Annotated in this window: 17 protein-coding genes; 2 read left to right on the forward strand and 15 right to left on the reverse strand. The window is 71.1% G+C overall.

Going from position 1 to position 17,726, the window contains the following annotated elements:
* Position 1: 1 nt before the first annotated feature.
* The 15 genes from PH189_RS25570 to PH189_RS25640 form a co-directional block, all read right to left on the reverse strand.
* A complete protein-coding gene (locus tag PH189_RS25570; RefSeq protein WP_274191671.1) occupies positions 2 to 2,506 on the reverse strand; it encodes a putative baseplate assembly protein in 2,505 nt (834 codons plus the stop codon).
* The gene (locus tag PH189_RS25575) at positions 2,506 to 2,862 is read right to left on the reverse strand and encodes a GPW/gp25 family protein (protein ID WP_274191672.1); all 357 of its coding nucleotides are present in this window, start codon (positions 2,860 to 2,862) and stop codon (positions 2,506 to 2,508) included. Before PH189_RS25575 ends, PH189_RS25570 begins: the two co-directional genes overlap by 1 nt.
* Entirely contained in the window at positions 2,859 to 3,212 is a 354-nt protein-coding gene (locus tag PH189_RS25580) for a hypothetical protein (protein WP_274191673.1), read from the reverse strand. The genes PH189_RS25575 and PH189_RS25580 overlap by 4 nt, the downstream gene beginning before the upstream one ends.
* Before the next feature lie 9 nt (positions 3,213 to 3,221).
* Positions 3,222 to 3,686: a phage baseplate assembly protein V gene (locus PH189_RS25585; protein ID WP_274191674.1), complete on the reverse strand. Its 465-nt coding sequence runs from the start codon at positions 3,684 to 3,686 to the stop codon at positions 3,222 to 3,224.
* 29 nt (positions 3,687 to 3,715) lie between these two features.
* Positions 3,716 to 4,900: a phage late control D family protein gene (locus tag PH189_RS25590; RefSeq protein ID WP_274191675.1), complete on the reverse strand. Its 1,185-nt coding sequence runs from the start codon at positions 4,898 to 4,900 to the stop codon at positions 3,716 to 3,718.
* Between the two features lie 10 nt (positions 4,901 to 4,910).
* A complete protein-coding gene (locus tag PH189_RS25595; RefSeq protein ID WP_274191676.1) occupies positions 4,911 to 5,201 on the reverse strand; it encodes a LysM domain-containing protein in 291 nt (96 codons plus the stop codon).
* Positions 5,202 to 5,210: 9 nt separating this feature from the next.
* Entirely contained in the window at positions 5,211 to 5,855 is a 645-nt protein-coding gene (locus PH189_RS25600; RefSeq protein WP_274191677.1) for a hypothetical protein, read from the reverse strand.
* 88 nt (positions 5,856 to 5,943) lie between these two features.
* The gene (locus PH189_RS25605) at positions 5,944 to 7,581 is read right to left on the reverse strand and encodes an eCIS core domain-containing protein (protein WP_274191678.1); all 1,638 of its coding nucleotides are present in this window, start codon (positions 7,579 to 7,581) and stop codon (positions 5,944 to 5,946) included.
* On the reverse strand, positions 7,578 to 8,120 hold the full coding sequence (locus PH189_RS25610; RefSeq protein WP_274191679.1) for an eCIS core domain-containing protein: 543 nt from the start codon (positions 8,118 to 8,120) through the stop codon (positions 7,578 to 7,580). The genes PH189_RS25605 and PH189_RS25610 overlap by 4 nt, the downstream gene beginning before the upstream one ends.
* Before the next feature lie 115 nt (positions 8,121 to 8,235).
* Entirely contained in the window at positions 8,236 to 8,475 is a 240-nt protein-coding gene (locus PH189_RS25615) for a hypothetical protein (protein ID WP_274191680.1), read from the reverse strand.
* Entirely contained in the window at positions 8,472 to 10,481 is a 2,010-nt protein-coding gene (locus tag PH189_RS25620) for an ATP-binding protein (RefSeq protein WP_274191681.1), read from the reverse strand. Before PH189_RS25620 ends, PH189_RS25615 begins: the two co-directional genes overlap by 4 nt.
* On the reverse strand, positions 10,478 to 11,686 hold the full coding sequence (locus PH189_RS25625; protein ID WP_274191682.1) for a Pvc16 family protein: 1,209 nt from the start codon (positions 11,684 to 11,686) through the stop codon (positions 10,478 to 10,480). Before PH189_RS25625 ends, PH189_RS25620 begins: the two co-directional genes overlap by 4 nt.
* 1,174 nt (positions 11,687 to 12,860) lie before the next feature.
* Positions 12,861 to 13,553, reverse strand: coding sequence for a hypothetical protein (locus PH189_RS25630; RefSeq protein WP_274191683.1), 693 nt, complete (start codon positions 13,551 to 13,553; stop codon positions 12,861 to 12,863).
* A gap of 2 nt (positions 13,554 to 13,555) precedes the next feature.
* Positions 13,556 to 14,092 carry a phage tail protein gene (locus PH189_RS25635; RefSeq protein WP_274191684.1) on the reverse strand — a complete coding sequence of 179 codons (537 nt, stop codon included), beginning with the start codon at positions 14,090 to 14,092 and terminating at the stop codon, positions 13,556 to 13,558.
* A gap of 10 nt (positions 14,093 to 14,102) precedes the next feature.
* Positions 14,103 to 15,854 (reverse strand): phage tail sheath family protein, encoded by a 1,752-nt coding sequence (locus PH189_RS25640; RefSeq protein WP_274191685.1) that lies wholly within the window; start codon positions 15,852 to 15,854, stop codon positions 14,103 to 14,105.
* Positions 15,855 to 16,242: 388 nt separating this feature from the next.
* Here PH189_RS25640 and PH189_RS25645 point away from each other — a divergent pair, with 388 nt between their 5' ends.
* Together PH189_RS25645 and PH189_RS25650 are read left to right on the forward strand one after the other, a co-directional pair.
* Positions 16,243 to 16,542, forward strand: a complete 300-nt coding sequence (locus tag PH189_RS25645; RefSeq protein WP_274191686.1) for a hypothetical protein — start codon at positions 16,243 to 16,245, stop codon at positions 16,540 to 16,542.
* A gap of 276 nt (positions 16,543 to 16,818) precedes the next feature.
* Positions 16,819 to 17,679, forward strand: coding sequence for a thermonuclease family protein (locus PH189_RS25650; protein ID WP_274191687.1), 861 nt, complete (start codon positions 16,819 to 16,821; stop codon positions 17,677 to 17,679).
* Positions 17,680 to 17,726 lie beyond the last annotated feature (47 nt).

The raw sequence follows: 17,726 nt of genomic DNA on the forward strand, positions 1-17,726 counted from the left end.
CTCATCGGCCCCCCTCCACCTTCACCGTGAGCCGACCGTTCTCCGGGGCGTCCGGGTCGCGGTCGAGGCGGGCCACCTCGAGCGGCCCGATCCGCAGCACGCCGTCGTCGACGACGTTGTCCCCGCCTTCAAGCCGCCGCAGGCAGGTGACCTGGGCGTTATCCACCCCGGCCACCGCGAGCACGGCCACGACGAGCCTGCTGACTCGCACGTCGTCGCCGAACGTGAGCCGGTCGGGGTCGAAGAAGGCGGCGAGGACGTCGAGCACCGCGGCGCGCACGTGTCCGGCGATCCGGTCCGGCCGCACGCAGACGGTGATCGCGACGTCCAGCGGCACGGTGGTCGCGGGCAAGACCACGATCTCGTGGCCGATGCGGCGGAACGGCTCCAGCGCCGCCGCCACCCGAGCGACCAGCGCCGGGTCCGCCACTCCGCCATAGGCGTCGATCGCGACGTGCACCTCGATGCGGCTTCCGGTGAACCGCCGCACGCCCGCGGCCCGCTGGACGTGCGGGTCGCGCTCGGCGAGGCGCGCGTAGTCCTCGGCCACGACGGCGCGCACCATCTCGCGCCGGAACGCCGAGGGAGCGCGCAGCTTGACGCTCTGGACCGGCTCGCGGTCGGTGCCGCCCCAGGCGGGCAGTGGGTTGCGCGCGGTCAGCACCGCCATGTCCGAGCCCGGTGTGCGGCGGCCGACGCACACGATCGTGTCCGCCCCGACGTTGCCCGCGCTGCCGCCGCCCACGCGGTAGTCGGCGGAGAACCGCTCGTGGGCTTCGGGACGGCGGCCCAAGCGCCCGTCCCCGAGGCGCAGGTGGGCGCGGCCGTTGTTGTCGACCTCGACGACGACGTGCCGGTCGGTCGGCGCGCTGGTGAGCAGGTCGTACACCGGCGCCCACCGCTGCAGCAGCGCCCGCAACTCCGAGCGCAGCGCCTCGGCCTCGTCCCGCGCGGCCGCGGACACCATCGCGAAGAGCGCGTGGTCGGCGGGCGTGGCCGGATCTTGCAATCGGGCGGCCACGGCGACGACGTCCAGCAGGTCGGCCCGGTCGAACAGGTCGTCGACCTGGCCCGGTGCGGACGGCAGGCTGGTCAGGTCCAGCGCGGGCAACGCCGCCCGCGGGTCCGGCGGCGCCATGAGCGCGGCGGCGGACGTGGTCGCGGGCGGCGGCGCTCGGAACGTGACGGGCGACTGGGCGAGCACCGGCGCGAACCGGCCCGGCGTGAACGTGGCCGACCGCCCGCAGGCGGCCTCGGCGCACGGCATCACGGCCGACAGCTGCGGCACCGCACCGAGGTCCTCGTCGCTCACCAGGCGGCCGTGGTCGACCAGCACGACGTTGCCGCGCGCGACGCTGACGTCGGTGAGCTCGGCGCACGCGGGCGGCGGCCCGACCGCCGACAGGTACAGCGGGAACGGCAACGCGTCCTCGGGCGCCCAGCAGATCTCGACGAGCAGAGCGCCGTTGAGCGGATCGCGAGCCCGGTCGACCGCGATGAGCATCACCGCGTGCCGCCGCCGCGGATCCCGATCGGCCGCCGCGCCCGTCTTCGGGCTCAGCACCTCTTCGAAGATCAACACTTGGCCTGCGCGCAGGTGCAACGCGTCGTGCTCGTCGAGCAGGGTGGCGCTCGTAGCGCCCTTTGGGAGCACGCACTCGCCGTCGCCCCAGGTGTAGAAGCAGATGCGACTGTGCGCCGCACGGATCGTCCGAGCGCGCGGCCACATCGGCTCGAACACCTCGCGGTCGCCGCGTGTGGCGAAGAAGGCGTCCTCGGGCAGGGTGACGTCGGTGTCGGTGGCGAGGCAGACGAACGCGCGGGCGTTGGCGCCCTCGTGCATCCGGTAGTCGACCAGGCGGGCGTGTCGGCGCACCGAGATCCGCTGCCGGGCGGTGCCGAGGTAGGCCTCGGTGGCGACGGCGTCCTGGTGGTAGCTGAGCTGGTCGCCGACGAAGGCCAGCAGCTCGACGAGCGTGATCCCGAGATCGGGGACGTGGTCCTCGTGCCACTGCGGCATCACCACCGCCAGCCGGTCGAGCAGCATCTGTCGGAAGCTCGCGTAGTCCTTGGCCAGGTAGCTGATCTCCGGGCCGTACGTCGGGGGCGGCGGCGGGGGCGGCTCCGCCACGCAATCCAGCTCGGCCGGGCAGTTGACCTTGAAGGAGAAGGGCAGCACCGAGTAGCGGGGGTCGAGGTCGGCCGAGTTCACGCGCAGCTCGTAGGTCGAGAAGTCGCCCGCCTTATCGAGGGTGACGACCATGCAGTCGTCGCGATCGGGGTCCTCGGCGCGGCCCATCCGGACGTCGACGACGCAGATGTCGCGCACCCGCCTGCCGCCGACGACGGCCACGTCCGCTGCCGTGATCCGCGCGGGCCCCTTGACCAGGAAGAACGCGGTGAGGGTGCGCTGGTCGTCGCCGACCTCGAGGTAGTCGAGCCCGTTGTGGCCGGACGCCCGGAGCGCGGCACGGCGGCGGTTGTCTCGACAGATCAGCTCGGACATCACACCGTCCCGACGAACGTGTCTTCGCGCGGCGCCCCGGTGGCCTTTACGACATGACGCACCGTGATCTGGATGATCGACTCGTCGCTCTCGACGTCGACGTCCTGCAGCTCGATCACGTCGCCGAGCCAGCGCTGCAGTGCGGCCTGGATGGTGAACTGGAGCGCCGTGGCGAGCTCGGGGCTGTTCGGGGCATGGACGAGCTGGATCAGCCCGCAGCCGAAGTCGGGGCGGTTCACCCGCTCACCCGGCGCGGTGAACAGCACCTGCTCAATCATGTCCCGGACGTGGCCGTCGTCCGCAACCGTGGCAGTCCGGCCGCGGACGTCGACCGTGAAGGGGAAATCGATGTTCACAGCGCACTCACCTTGTTCTGCACGGCGGTCAGACTCGGTGCGCCCTGCGGGATTTTCTCGGCGCTCTGGCAGACGCCCGGCACCGTCCCCGGCGCTCCGAGCAAGAGGGCCTTGCCGCCCGCGGTGACCTTCGTGCTCGTCGAGCCCCAGGTGATCGTCACGCACGGCTGCGGCTTGGCTGGGGTCGCGGGGACAGTGAACGGGCAGGGGCCGGTCACGTTGATCGCGTTTTCCGTCGTCGCCGCGGGCTGCCCACCGAGCAGCACCTTGGTCTGGCCCGCGCCGATCGCGGCCGTCGCGGCGTGAAAGCACAGCACACCCGCGTTCAGCGGGACCACCGAGCCGGGCATGTCACGCTCCTACTTCTGCACCGTCAGCGCGCCGTCGTTGATGGTCGTCAGACCCTTGATGTTGATCTTCTCGGCACTGATCGTGATTCCGTCCGGGCGGATGACGACCGTTGACGACCCGCTCTTGAGCACGATCCCGCCCGAACCGGTGAGCGGCTTGGCCGCGCCGTCACAGAGGTGGATGCTGTTCTTTCCGGTGGTCAGGAGGATGTGCGGGGTCGGAGGCGCCGGGTCCAACGCCTCGGACGGCACGGTCTTCTTCTCCCAGAAGCCGCCGCACCAGATCGGCTTGGCCCGATCGCCTTCCTCGAACTCGACCCAGACCCGCGCCTTCTCCGGTGGCACCACGTACACGCCCGCCTGCGGGCCGGTGAACGGCACCGACGGCATCGCCCATTGCGGCTTGTCGAACAGCGGGTTGTCGAGGGTGACCCGGACGCGTCCGATCTTGTCGGGATCCTTGTTGTCGACCACCGTCGCGCGGTACTTGCCGAAGTAGCACGTCATCCGAACACCCCCACGCGGGCGACGGTCGAGCCGACGCCCTCCCGGCTGAGGGTGAACCGCTGCTTGTAGGAGCCCGCGCGGATCGTGTGGGTGACGCTGTTGACGAGGTACTTGCCGTCGAAGGTGAAACCCGCGCCGCGCAGTCCGACCAGTGCGTGGGGGCGCAGCAGACCGCCGTAGCGCAACGCGTCCAGCTCGCCGGACACCGACACCGTCTGCTCTGCCGCGGCGTCCACCTTGGCCTGGGCGAACTGCTGAGCCTCCGGGACGGTCATGCTGCCACGGCGTGCAGGACCGTGGTCGGAGGCGTCGGGCCTCTGGTAGAGGAGGGCGGTGCGGCGGCGGGCCAGCGCGGTGGGTGCCTGCTGCACGGCTAGCGCAGGCGTGCGGGAGGTGCGCTCCGCCGTGATCGTCTGGGTCTTGTCCGAGTCGGCGTCGCGGATCGTGCCCGTCACCACAGTGGCGGCCAGCGCGTTGAACGTGAAGTTGATGGAGTCGACGTTGCTCTCAGGTCCCATGTTGACGGTCAGGGCGGACTGGCCGCTGGTGCGCTCCGGAGGACCCCAGTACGCTCTGTTCTGCCCGATCTCGGGTCCGGGCGTCACGTAGAAGACGTGCCCGACCTGCTGGGCCAGCTCGTTGAGGTAGGCTAGGTCGGTCTGTGATCCCTGGGCGGGGGTCGGGTCGTTCAGCGACGGGCTTCGCGGGTTGCGCGGCGGCTTGACGTCCGGTTTGGACGCCAGGTAGCGCTGGTACGTGGGGGTGAGGATGGCCTCGGCGATCTTGTCCTCGGAGCCTTGGTACGTCGCGTTCCGCTCCTCCAGGTCCATGATCACACTGACGTCCTCACCGGTGACGGTGAACGTCGAGGCGCCCGGCTGCTCGCTCGGCGCGAGCTGCGTGGTGGTGATGAAGCCGTCCATGAGCACGCTCTCGGCCCCGTTGAACGTGACCACGAGGATGACCCGGTTGAACGGGCGCAACAGCGGGTTGGCCAACAGCGTGTAGTCCGTGAGGTCGGCGGCGCCGCTGCGGCCCGTCTGGAACGATAGTTGGAAGCCGCTGCGTCCGGTGTCGGCGAGCGTCACCTCAACACCGACCAGCGCCTCGGCGAGCGTCCCCGGCACCGGTACGGGCTTCACCTGGCCGATCAGCAGTCGCAGCTTGATCCCGAGCAGCATGGCGGGCCCGCTACGGCTGCGGGGCGGGCACCCGCAGGCGCCTGCCCGGCTCGGCGGCGAGCGCGGCGGGATCGAGGGCGTCGTTGGCGTCGGCGATGCGCCAGAACACCTCCGGCACCCCCAGCGTCCGCGCGGCGATGAGGTCGATCCGGTCCCCCTGGTTCACCCGCACCTCGGCGAGCACCGGCAGCGTCGACCCGTCGGGGACGAAGCGGCGGCGCACGTAAGCGAGCTCGCGTCCGTCGGCGCCGACGAAGACGGTCGTCGGCAGGCTCGCGTAGCGGCTGGTGAAGTCGAACACCCGGGCTCCTCAGATGACCTTGACGTCGGCGCCGATGACGGCGGCCAGGTTGATCCCGCTGCCGACCTTGGCCAGCGCCTCTTTGACGATCTGGTGGGAAAGGAAGACGTAGTAACCGGGGTGGGTGATCGACAGGTCGGTGTAGCTGAGCACCCGCAGGCCGAGCGACACCTTGGCGCGCAATGGATTCAGGTCCGCGTCGTGCAACTCCTCGGTGATGCTGAACTCGGTGAGCCGCACCGGCAGCACCCGCTTGGGCCCCCACACCAGCAGCGTGAACGGCCCGACCGGCGGCATCACCTCGATCGTGCCCGTGGCCAGCGCTTTGGTGTTCGCCACCGCCAGCGCGCTGGCCGGGTAGAGAAGCATCTCCAGGGCGGCGAGCTGCGGGTAGATGCCCAGGTCGGGATCGCCCACCCCCGACTCCTCGGCCAGCCGGTCGATCTCGACGTCGATTTTGATCGTCTCGATCGGCGGCCCTTTGAGCCGCGTGGCCTCCGACCGAGCCCCGCCATCACCCGACGCCTGCCCCTGCAGCGTCCGGGTGACCGTCTCCGGGTTGTACTGGAAGACGATCACCGAGGTGAGGGGGCTGAACAGATCCAGCCCGACGAGCGCACCCTTGACCACGCGCGGTGAGAAGGGGGTGCTCATCGCGCCGGACCTCCTCTGGCCACTACGGATCGGTGACCGTTAGAGCGTGCGGGGAGCCCGTCACCACGTCGTCACGCGCGAGATCCCGTCACCGGCTGCGGCGCTCCGGGACGGCCATCGAGCCGTAGAACATCGCCCAGATCCGTCTCCGGTGGGTGAAGAGCCAGGCTCGGCTGCGGTCGCTGTCCAGCGCCTCCCAGAACCACCAACCGCTGGTGGGCACGGCCTCCTCGGCTCCGGCCTCGAGCTTGTCTCGGTGGTCGTAGAGGTATTCCGCCACCCGGTCCCGAATAGGGGGCACCTCAGACGCCGTGCTCGCACGCATGACCGCGACCATCACATCAAACATCTCCTGCCCGCCCGGCTCGGCGCCGGGGTACATCAGGTTGCCGGTGACCTCGACGCTGATCCGGTTGACCTCGCCGAGCTGCTCGACCAGCACACCGATCTGCTTGGAGATCACCTTCAATGCCGGCTTGATCCACAGCGTGGACATCAGCGACATGTGCGGCGGCAGCGAAACGGGCGACAGCGTCGCCAGGTCGGTCGCAATGCCCACGACGTCTTCCAGGTCTTTCATGCCCTGCTCGACGTCGGTTGCGCGCTTGCGCCGGTCGGCGATCGTGAGTGCGATGTTGATCACAGCCAGGCCGCGGTTCAGCTTGGTGAGCATGTCGGTGTACTTGCCGACGTTGACGATCGTGACTTTGACCCGACCAATCTGCGACGACCACCTGTCGATGGACATCGTGGTGCCCTTCGGCAACGGCAGCTTAAAGATGTCGGTCGTGATGTCCCGGGCGAGCGTGTTGAGGTTGCGCGCGGCGCTCAACCCGGTCTTCACCGTACTGACGGCGGTCTTGACTGCGCTCGAGTCGCCCATGCGGTACGCCACCCGGAGCGCGTCGTCCAGCCTCGGTTGCAGCGCCTCGGCCGCCGCGGCCGCCTTCTCCGCAGCGCGCTGCTCCGCTACCAGTGCGGCCCGCAGACGCTCGACCTGCTCCTCGCGAATCGCCTCCCGGATCGCGACGAGCTGCTCGGCCTGATGATTGATCAGCGGCACCATGGCGTCGTCGATGGGCTCCGCCGCGTGCTGCTCGAAGTACGGGAGAGCCTTGGCGGTCGTGTCCAGCCAGTTGCGCGCTCGAGCCCGCAGCTCGACGGATTCGACGTCGTCCAGGTCCGACTCAAGGGTCCCGGCGACGAAGCGGGCGAACGCCACCAGATTGGCGTTGGTCTGCGGAGTGCCCTCGATGCCGAAGACGTTCAGCTCGAACGTCAGCTTCGGACGCTCCTTGGGTTGGCGATGGATGGCAGGCGGGGAGACGACCGTCGGGGCACCGGGAACGGCGACGGCGTGGTCGGCCGCCCGCTCGGCAGCGGCGTGCGGCATGGCCACCGGCATCCGCTCGACGGCGGTCGGGTCGACCGCGGGCTGCTGCGCGACGTGCGCCAGCTCGTGCATGAGCAGCCGCCGACCGCCCGGCGACACGGGCGTGTACTTGCCGTCGCCGAACGCGATGTGGTGGCCGACCGTGTAGGCGTCGGCGCCCAGTGCGTCGGCGGACTTCGCCGCGAGAGCGTCGGTGTGGACCCGGACGGCGTCGAAGTCGGCTCCGAAATGCGCTTCGGCCACGCGCCGGACCGACTCTTCGAGCGGTCGGCCTGGCGTAGCCACCATCTTGCGCGCGCCGGCGCGTGGCTCACCCGGCTCCGCAACGGTCATGGGTGCTCCTCGGGGTCGCGGGCGAGCTCGTGGGCCAGGAGCCGTCGGCCCCCGGCGGATTGCGGGGCGTAGCGGCCGGGGGCGAAGAACACGTCCGGACCGCGGGCGAACGCCGCGGCGCCCAGGTCGTGGGCCAGCGTGCCCGCTGCCGGATCCGTGTGCACACGAACGTTCGCCAGGTCCGCGCCGAAGCGCGGCTCGAAGTACGCGCGCTCCGAAGGGGCGAGCGGGCACGCCACCGCCACGGGCGAGGTCGAGCCGGTGCTCGATGCCGCCGGATCGGCGGCCCGAGGAGGTGGGGTCGGAGATGGGGTCGGATGCGGGGTCGGCGGCCGGTTCGGCCCGCCGGATTTGGTCGCGGAGAGCGGGGGGCGGCCGGTCCGTCGGCGACGACGGGGGTCCGGCATGTGCAGGACCTCGTCGGCCGCCCGGTCGGCTTCAATCTCCGCCGGATCGCCGGGGGTGGAGACCTCCAGCTGCGGGAAGATGCGCACGGTGGTGTCCGCCCCGACACGGCCGACGTCCAGCGTCCGCAGCACGGCGCCGGGGGCGGGCGGCTCGGCGTGGCACGAGCACTCCCTCGCGCCGTGCGCGCACCCGCGAGAGCGCCGCACCGGGGCCGAGCGGGCCGGTGCGGCTTCAACGGCGGCGGCCTTACCCATCTCCGCCCAGCCCTCGATACACCGCGCCGGCGATGCCGACGCCCAAGGCCGCGCCGCTGGTCGCCGTGCTCACCGGCGGCGCGGCGAGTACGGAGGCGGGGCGGGCGGGCGGCGGCCCGCCCACCGTGAGGAGCCGGGTGAGTTCGGCGGCGACGGCCGCGCCGAGCGCGCGCTCGTCCTCGGGCCCCAATCGGGCGCCGTAAACGACGATCCGCTCGATGTGCAGGTTCATCCGCCCACCGCGAGCAGCTCGAAGTCCCGCTCGCTGAACGGCCGCTCCAGCTTGTGCGCCTCGGTGCGGGCCGCGTCGAGCACGTGCGGCATCCCGATCGGGACGCCCTGCGCGGCGGCGAGGAACGCGGCGTTCACGGCGATCGTGACGATGTTGCCGCCGGTGAAGTTGAGCCGTCCGAGCCGTTCGGCGTCGATGCCATCGGTTTCGGCCTCGGCCGGGAAGGCCCTGCGCCAGATCTGCGTGCGCTCCCGGGGCCCCGGCGACGGGAAGTCGACCACACAGCGGAGCCTGCGGATGAAGGCGGGGTCGAGCGCGCTCTTCATGTTGGTGGCGAGGATCGCCAGGCCACCGAAGGCCTCCAGCCGTTGCAGCAGGTAGCTACTCTCGATGTTGGCGTAGCGGTCGTGGCTGTCGCGCACCTCGGTGCGCTTGCCGAACAGCGCGTCGCACTCGTCGAAGAAGAGCACTACGCCGCGGTGCTCGGCCTGGTCGAACACCCGGGCCAGGTTCTTCTCGGTCTCCCCAATGTATTTGTCGACTATTTTGGACAGATCGATGCAGTACAGGCTGAGCCGCAGGTGGTTGGCGATGACCGCGGCCATCATGGTCTTGCCGCAGCCGGGCGGCCCGGTGAAGAGCGCGTTGATGCCGAGGCCACGGGAGCTCTTCGCGCCGAACCCCCACGTCTCGTAGACCTGACGACGCTGCGCCACCTGGTCGGCCAACGTCCGTAGGAGGCGCAGCTCCCGATCGGGAAGCACGATGTCGTCCCAGCCCGCGCTCGACTCGACCCGCTCGGCCAGCGCGTCCATCCCGCGGCGGGTCTCGGCCAGGCACATCGACCAGGCCCGGTCCGCGACGCTCCCGCCCACCCCGCGCCGCGCTGTCTGCGCGATGCGGCGGATGGTCGGCGTCGGGAGGTGGAACTGATTGGCGAGCCCGGGAGCCGCGGCCTGCCCTTCGGTGTCCAGCTCCGTGCACCACACCGCTTCCTGTTCGGCTGTCGACGGTCCGACGACCTCGCTCACCACCACCGTGCGTCCGGGCGCGGACGGCACGTCGTGGGTGTCGACGAAGACCGTGCCCGACGTTCGGGCGACCAGCCGGTCCAGCGCCGGGCCCGCGCCCGTCAGGTAGAGCGCTACGGGCGAGAGCATGCTCTCCCGCTCCCACCGCCGGGCCAGCAGCTCCAGCTCGCCGGGGTCGGCGGGCAGAAGCGCTGACGGCAGTTGGTACAGCGTCAGCTCCAGCCGTCGACAGGCGGCCTGCGCCACGAGCAGCTTGCTCGTCGACTCCGCCCCGAGCAGCGCCACCACCGGCTCGTAGCCCGGTCGGACGGCGTTCACTTCGGCAAGCATCCGGTCGACGACGGCCACGACGCTGCCCGGCTCTCCGTCGGACTCGTCCGGCGGCCGGGTGAGCAGAAGCGCCAGCCGGTCGTCGAGGTAGCTGATGCCCTTGGCGAACGCCACGGTGCGCTCGCCCGCGCGGAGGGCGGCCGCGGTGAGGACGGTGGGCTGCGGCTGGTGGACCTCGACGAGCTGGTAGCGGCGCAGTGGCCGGTCGGGCAGCAGGGGTTCCCACGTCGGGTCGTCGAAGAGGGTGAACGCGAGCGCGAACGTCGGGTAGGACAGGCGCGGGTCGCCCTGCGCATCGCCGCAGAGCGCGGCGAGGCCGGGCTGCAGCTCGATCGCGACGCACAGCAGCAGCACGTTGCGCTCGAACGGGGTCAGGCTGAAGCGGTCGCCGAGCAGCACGAGGGCGGGCGGCGGCTCGACGGCGGCTTCCACCTCGGGGACGGGGACCTCCGACGCGGTGGCGAGCGCGGGCCGCTCGTCCGGAGTGCGGAATAGCCAACGGCGGGGCGGCTCGGGCGAGGTGATTACCTGTCGTTCGGCGGGCCTCTGGCGGGCGACCGCCTGTTCGAGCAGGAGTCGGGTCCTGGCGACCGATGCGGCCAGGTAGTCCTCGTTGCGCTGGTCCCAGGAGGCCAGATCGGTCACGGAACGGTCACCTCCAGCGTGGAGTCGAACCGAGGCGGGTCCGAACCGGGCGCGACGACCCGGCTGACGAAGCCGTCGACCGACAGCCGCGCGAGGTACTTGCCCGCCGGAACCCCGGTGCCGGTGAACACCGCAGTACCCGGGGGCAACGGCGGATCGAGGGGTTCCGGCGGTGGCGCGAGCAACAGTTCGCGGTCGGCGAGGAGCAGCCGAACCCGCTGCTCGACGCGAACACGCGGGACGGTGCTCACGGTCACGGTCAAACCGCCCGCCGCGGCGCTCGGCGTGACGGTCAGTATCCGCGGCCCCAGGGCGAGCGCGATGCTGTTGGACGTCTGTTCGAGCGTGCCCGGCACGACCAACTGCACGGTGTACGCCCCTGACGGCAACGCGGCTGCCGCTGTCTCCGGCAACAGGACCGATACCTCACGGTCCGTCCCGCCTCCCTGCACGTCCAACTCGTGCGGGGCAGCGAGCAGCGGATGGCTGAGCCGCAGCTTGGTGGCGCCGCCGAGGCGGTGCCCGGTGAGCCGGACGACGTCGCCGAGAGCCGCAGCGCCGCTCGGGTCGGGCACAGCGACGGCGTCGATCGTCGGGAACGGGCTCTCGAGGCCGCCGAGCACGTCTGCGCCGCGGTCGTCGGGTCCACGGGTGAGGACGGGCAGCGACGTCGCCGAGGGCAGCGTGCTGTCGATCAGCACGACGGACACCTCGTAAGCGGCCGAGATCCGGTAGTCGCCGGGGAAGGTCGTCCACAGGTTGGACATCTCGTCGAGCGTGAGGGGCTGGAACGTGATGCGCAGCCGTTCCCGCTGGTTGCGGACGTCGTCGGTAGCGGCGAAGTCGGCCGGGCCGAGCACGGGGTGGTCGTGCAGGGAGCTCATCGCGCGGCCGAGCACCTCGTGACCGAGGACCTCGTTGTCGTCCCGGCCGTAGGCGGTGATCATGTAGTAGAGGCACAGCGGCAGCGGCGGGCGGGCATCTATGCCGGTGCGTACCGGACCGGGAACCGCCATGTTGCGCCAGCTCGCGTCGGGTGCGATGTGGTAGAGGAACACGTTGAGCTGGTTGCCGAGCTGGGTGTCGCGCGCCTTGTCGGGCGGCAGTGTGGTGACCGAGGTGCCGGGCGGCGAGTCGTGGATCGCCCGGTCGAGCAGGTCCCGCAGGGCCGCCGTCACCGCGGACACCGACAGCGCGTTGCTCACGTCCGACCTCCTCGGGTGCGTTGCCGCAGGTACTCCTGCAGGTTGACGGCCCGCTGCTCCGCCCGCTGCTCGGGGGTCACAGCGGTTGTGGTCGTCGGCGGCCGCCCGCCGGTGGCTCGCACCTCGATGCGTCCGATCGTCACGGTCACGGAGGGCGCGGGCGGGACGGGTTGCTCAGCGGCGGCGAGGGCGCTCGCCCGTCGGGGGACGGGACCGGGGCGCAGTATCGGGACGGGTGGATCCGGCGGCGCCCCGCGCACGGCGGGTGCCGGGTCGGGCGTCAGTGCCCGGCGGCGCGCGGCCTGCGGTGGGTCCGGCAGCTGTAGGATGGACCCTGCGGCGGGGCGAACGGTGCTCGGCGGCGCCGACAGTTCGCCGGTTGGCGTGAGCGCGTTCTGGTGGGACGGCCCTAACGGCGGGGGGACTGCGGTCGGCTGGCGCTCGGACACGGGCGTGGCGGGGCCGCGCGAAGTCGCCCGGCGAACAGCGGGCCGGGTCGCCACCTCTTGGCTGGCTGTGGGTGGTCCTGCCTGCGGTGAACTGGCAGTGGGTGCTCCCGCCCGGGGTGCAGCGGTCGTCACGATGGGCTGCGCGACGTTCACGGTCTCGGCCGTCGGCTGCGGGCCTGCCGCCGCGCGCCGGATCTCGTCGGCCCCCGACCACCCCGTCACATGGGCGTGGTCGGATGCCCGACGGGCCGCACTCGACGCCAGGAGGATCTGCTCTGGAGCCCGTGAAGGCCGGTCGGCCGCGTCCGACCACGCACGGTCGGCCCCTCGGGCCACGTCGTCCGCTCGCGGCGCGTGGTCGACCGCCGCCTGGGTCGCCTCGGCCGCCAGCGGGGACTCGTCGGACGCCGCCCGCTGTGGGGACGCGTCGGACGCCGCCCACGGCGCGACGGCCGCCGATGCTGGATCACCCGATGCTGGATCACCCGATGCTGGATCACCCGCGCAGGCCCGCACTCGGGCGAGATCGTCGACCGCTGCCCGCGGAGCCACCGCCTCCAGCCCGAGGTGTGTGGGCGGTGGCGCTGCGCGTGTGCGGTCTTCCACACCGGCCGCGACCTCCGCCCACGGCGCTACGGCGTCGGGCTCGAAAAGCGACCGGAGGCGCGGCTGCACCGGCGCGGGCTCGCCGAGCGCCCGTCGGGCGAGGGTGTGCAGGTAGCCGTTCACCCGGCCACCAGCTGCAGGTAGATCGCGCGGCGCTGCGGGCTGAGCGCCAGCACCTCCGGCTCGCTCCAGCCGTAGGCGGAGGCGAGTCGGTGGACGTCGGCCAGCAGCCGCCAGGCCCAGGCGTCGAGCTCGGCCCAGAGGAAGGCGGCGACGTCGAACGGAGCCGACCACGCCGTGCCGCACGCGTCGCACCGTAGGGCGAAGGTGACGTCGGCTTGGGGGTCCGCCCGCGCCATCCGCTCCTCGACCAACGCCAGCGCAGCGGCGGGCGCCCCCGGCGCGCAAGCGCGCAGGAGCTCCGCCACCGCTTGCTCGACGTCGCCGGTGGCAGCGGCTCGTTCGACATCCGCGCTGGTCGGCAGGCGCAGGGTGAGCTCGACCCCGTCGACGCCGAGGTGGAGTTGACCGCCATCGGGCACTGCCCGGATCTCCCCCACGCGGAACGCGAGTTCCTGGCGCTCGGCGCATCCGGGGCACGCAACGACCGCGGCCAGGAGCGGCCCGAACAGCCGCTCCCTCAGGTCGAGCAGGGCGGCGTCGCGTTCCCCGACGCCGCGCTCGGCCCAGTCCGTTTCGTCGACGACCGAGAGCAGCGCGAGCGCCCGCCGGGTGGAGGACAAGCGCCCGCCGTGCTCCCAGACGTCGAGAAGCGCGGCGGGCGTCGGGTCACGCCAGTCCGCCGACGGCATGGTCAGACGCCGGGGTTGGTGAAGGTGGGCTCGGTCGGCTCGACGACGGTCTGGTCGCGCTCCCAGCCCTCGTTCTCCAGCTTGATGTGCTGGATCGCGACGGCGTTGGCGTTGGCGTCCAGGTCGGGCAGCGCTTGGAACTCCGAGACCCAGCAGCGGAGGAGGTTGTAGGCGATCGCGAGCTGCCCGGCCTCGTTGTAGACCTCGAGGATGACGTCTTTGCGGAAATCGGCCAGCGAGACCTCGGCCCCGGAGCCCGCGCCGCCCACGCCCACCTGGAACGCTTTGTTCGCCCACTTCTCGAACTCGGTGTCGTGGGTGACCCCGCGTTCGAGCGTGATCGCCTCGAACTCGGTGCGACCAGGGGACTTGCGGCTGGTCGACGGGTCGCCGCCTTCGCGGTGCTTGACCACCTCGGTGGTGCGCTTCATAGCGCCGACCTTGGAGATGCCCGCGACGTAGCGCCCGTCCCACTTCACGCGGAACTTGAAGTTCTTGTACGGGTCGAACCGGTTCTGGTTGACGGTGAACTGAGCCACGATGGCCTCCCTAGACCTGGACCTGGCCGGCCATCTGCTGGATCTTGAGCACCACGAACTCGGCGGGTTTCAGCGGCGCGAACCCGACCACCACGTTGACGATGCCGTTGTCGATGTCATTCTGCGTGGTCGTGTCCTTGTCGACCTTGACGAAGTACGCGTCGCGCGACGTGCGGCCCTGGAAGGCGCCCTGGCGGAACAGGTTGTTCATGAACGCGCCGACGTTGAGCCGGATCTGCGCCCACAACCCCTCGTCGTTGGGCTCGAACACCACCCACTTGAGCGCCTGGAACAAGCTCTCCTCGATGAAGAGCGCCGTCCGGCGGACGGGGATGTACTTCCACTCGCTGGCCTTGGTGTCGGCGCCATCGAGCGTCCGGGCGCCCCAGACGATGTTCCCGAAGATCGGGAAGTTGCGGAGGACGTTGACGCCCAGCGGGTTCAGCTGGCCGCTCTGGTCGTCGGAGATCACGGTGGCCAGGTCGGCGCCGACGATAACGGCCTCGGTGCCCGCCGGGGCCTTCCAGGCGCCGCGGGCCACGTCGGTGCGTCCGTAGATCCCGGCGATCGTGCCGCTGGCCGCGACGTCGCGGGGCTGGCCGCCGTCCAGCGGGTCGGGCATGGACAGCCGGGGGAAGTAGACCGCGGAGTGGTTGTCGGTGGTGATGTTGTTCAGCGCCCGCCGCATACCTGCCGGGGTCGTCACGGAACCCGGGATGTCCACGAGCAGGAATGCGCGCTTCGTGATGCAGTACCTGAGTGCCTTGTCGTAAATGTCCTTGCGTGCCGTGTCCTCGACCCCCTTCCGCGCGGCGGCCGGGAGGCAAAGGATGTTGAACACCTCGGGGGCGATCGTGTCGAGCGTGCGGAGGTGCTCTTCCGATGCACCGAGCAGATCGGTGGCCGACGCCGGGACCGTGCCGTTCGACCCGTTGCCCAGCGGGAACCACGAATCCCTGGTCGGGTTGCCGGTCGGTCCACCATTAGTGGTCGTGGGTGGAGGCGCAGGCACCGGAGGCTGGTTTTCCACCTGCTTGGGGTCGGCGACCCGCACCGTGACCAGCTCGGAGCCGCGCAGTGCCGAGGCGACGAAGTTGGGGGAGTTCGCCTCCATCGACAGGCCGCGAAATGCCTCGAACCGGAGCACGACCTTCGCGCCGGTGCCGTCGACGACGGGCTGGCCGTTCGCGTCCAGGGCGAGCTCGCGGACGAAGATGTTGAAAGGCTCGTCCCTGGCGGGCGACGGGTCGGCCGGTGGCGGGTCGGCCGGTGGCGGGTCGGCCGGTGGCGGGTCGGCCGGTGGCGGGTCGGCGGGTGGCGGGTCGGCGGGCGGCTCCTCGTCGGGGTCCGGGGTCACATGCATCGCCGCGACCTCGATGGCCTTGTTGGCCCACGTGCCCTCGGACGCCGCCGAGAAGACCAGGCTGTCCTGCGTATCATCGCCCGTCTTGCCCGTGAACGTCAGCGTGGCTTTCTTCGGGGCGTTATCGCCCGTGCCGCCCGCCACCCGGAGCACCCAGGCCACCGAACCGCCGTTGAGGTAGTACTGCGCGATGCCGTAGCTCGCCTCGCTCTGCGCGTCGATCCCACCGAAGGTCCGATCGAAATCGGCGAGGCTGGTGATGCGGGTGGGGACGTTCATCGGGCCGCGGCGGAAGTAGTCGACGAACGCCGTGTTCGCCGTGCTCACCCCCGTGATCGGCCGCACCCCGCTGGGGATCTCTTCGACGTAGACCCCGGGAAACGTCAACGCAGACGGCATCGGCTCTTCCTCATTCCCACAGGTAGCTCACGTTGAGGCCAATGTCCGGGCCACCCGTCACGAGTGCGTCACAGCGACGCGGCGGGCAGGCGGTGGGCCGTCACGGCCCCCGGCCGCGCGCCCGCGGGATCTCTTGCGCGAACTCGACAAACAAGCCCATCGGGGTCGGCGACGTGGACGATCCGGTGCCCCCAGGGCCGGTCGGTGGGCGCCGCACAGCAACGCCCCGAGCGCGGCCGGGGTCCCGGACGGACAGCACGGCCGGCTCGACCTGCGCGGCGAGATTATCGGCTGGCTGTGCAATCCTCGCCATAGTCCCGCTCCAGGTGTCTGCGGCTTAGGGCTGGCTGGCGTTCCTGCGGGAACCGCAGATGTTCGGGGTCCGACCTTGCAGGGCCTGCGTGAGCAGCCGGCGCCGGACGCCCGCGAGACCGCGACAATGGGCATTTACGTGCTGGAGGCATCGGTGCCGCGTGGCCGCTATCAGCAGAAGGTGGACGCCGCTGCCGCGCAGCCGCCCACGGCCGAGGTCCAGTTCGACTGCTGGGAACCCGCGGACGACGCAAACGCCACCCGGCTGCTCCGCTCGGCGACCGAGTCGGTTGGCTCCTTCTCATCGGTCGACGTCGTGGCGACCGCGGCGACGCGGCCGGCGAGCCGCTGGCGGCGGCACGGGGCCGGGCGCTGATGGCACGGCTGGACCTGGGCGACACGGACACGCCGGGCGGCGTCTACCCCGTCCGGCACGACGATCCCGACGCCGTCTTCCTCATGGTGCGACGCACGAGGTGAGGCGGAGACGTTGCCGCGACCGACCGTACAGACCTAAGTCATCGCGGCGGTCCCGACCGAGCGCGTCCGACGACGGGGTGACGATGCCGTGCCGGCTCCGTGACGAGACCGATCGATGCTGTCCAGCCAGATGGACGGAGCGGGACGAATTCGCGAACCGGGGGTGGCGGCCATGCCCTACGCGCTCATCAAGGGTCAGTCACGGATCGTTGGCACCGCGCCCGACGGTGATTCGTTCCGCTTCTATCCCGACGACGAGGACGCCTTCGATAAGGCAGGGCTTCGCGTCCGGGTCAACGCGGGCGGTGGTGCCCAGCTCCGGCTCGAGGGCATCGACACCCCCGAGACGCACTACACGCCGCCCGTCGGCGGCACAGGCCCGCTCCACCAGCCGCCGCCGTCGGCAAAGGGCGCCGCGAGCCGCGCTCTGGAACTGCTCGGGTTCACCCGCGTCGAGCGCCGACCGGGCGAGACCGTCACGGAGTCCGAGCCGGAGACCGTCCCGTGCCACATCGCCACCAGGTCCACCGACGACTACGGGCGGTGCATCGCGTTCGCGTTCTCCGACGAGACTGCACAGGACGATCCCGCGTTCTTCCTCACCGGGGAGAAGGTTCGCGAGAGCATCAACCACCACCTCGTGGACGAGGGCTGGGCGTACGTGACCTTCTACTCGTCGCTCTTCGCCGACCTGCGTGGCACGTTGGCCGATGCGGCGTCGAAGGCTCAAGCCGCAAAGCATGGGGTGTGGCGGGACGACGCCACGCTCACGGGCCTGACCCTCACCTCGATCGACACCATCACTGAAGAGCGACTCGTCCTCCCGAAGCTCTTCCGCCGCCTCGTCGACTACCTGGCGGTCAACGACGGCAATCCCGACCTCTCGGGGTTCCTGGCCTACGTCGACACCCACGGCGGCCGCGTCATCAGGACCGACACCACAGCGGTGACGGGATTCGACAACGTCCTGCACGTGCATGGACAGACGGTCAAGCTCGTCCTCCACCCGAGCGAGCTGATCTTCCTCGAGTAGACCGAGGGGCGTCGAGCGCGGGGCGGCCCACCGGACGCGCCGGTCCG

Origin of the sequence: Actinomycetospora chibensis, from assembly GCF_028737215.1 — a bacterium.
GTDB classification, from domain to species: Bacteria; Actinomycetota; Actinomycetes; order Mycobacteriales; family Pseudonocardiaceae; genus Actinomycetospora; species Actinomycetospora chibensis.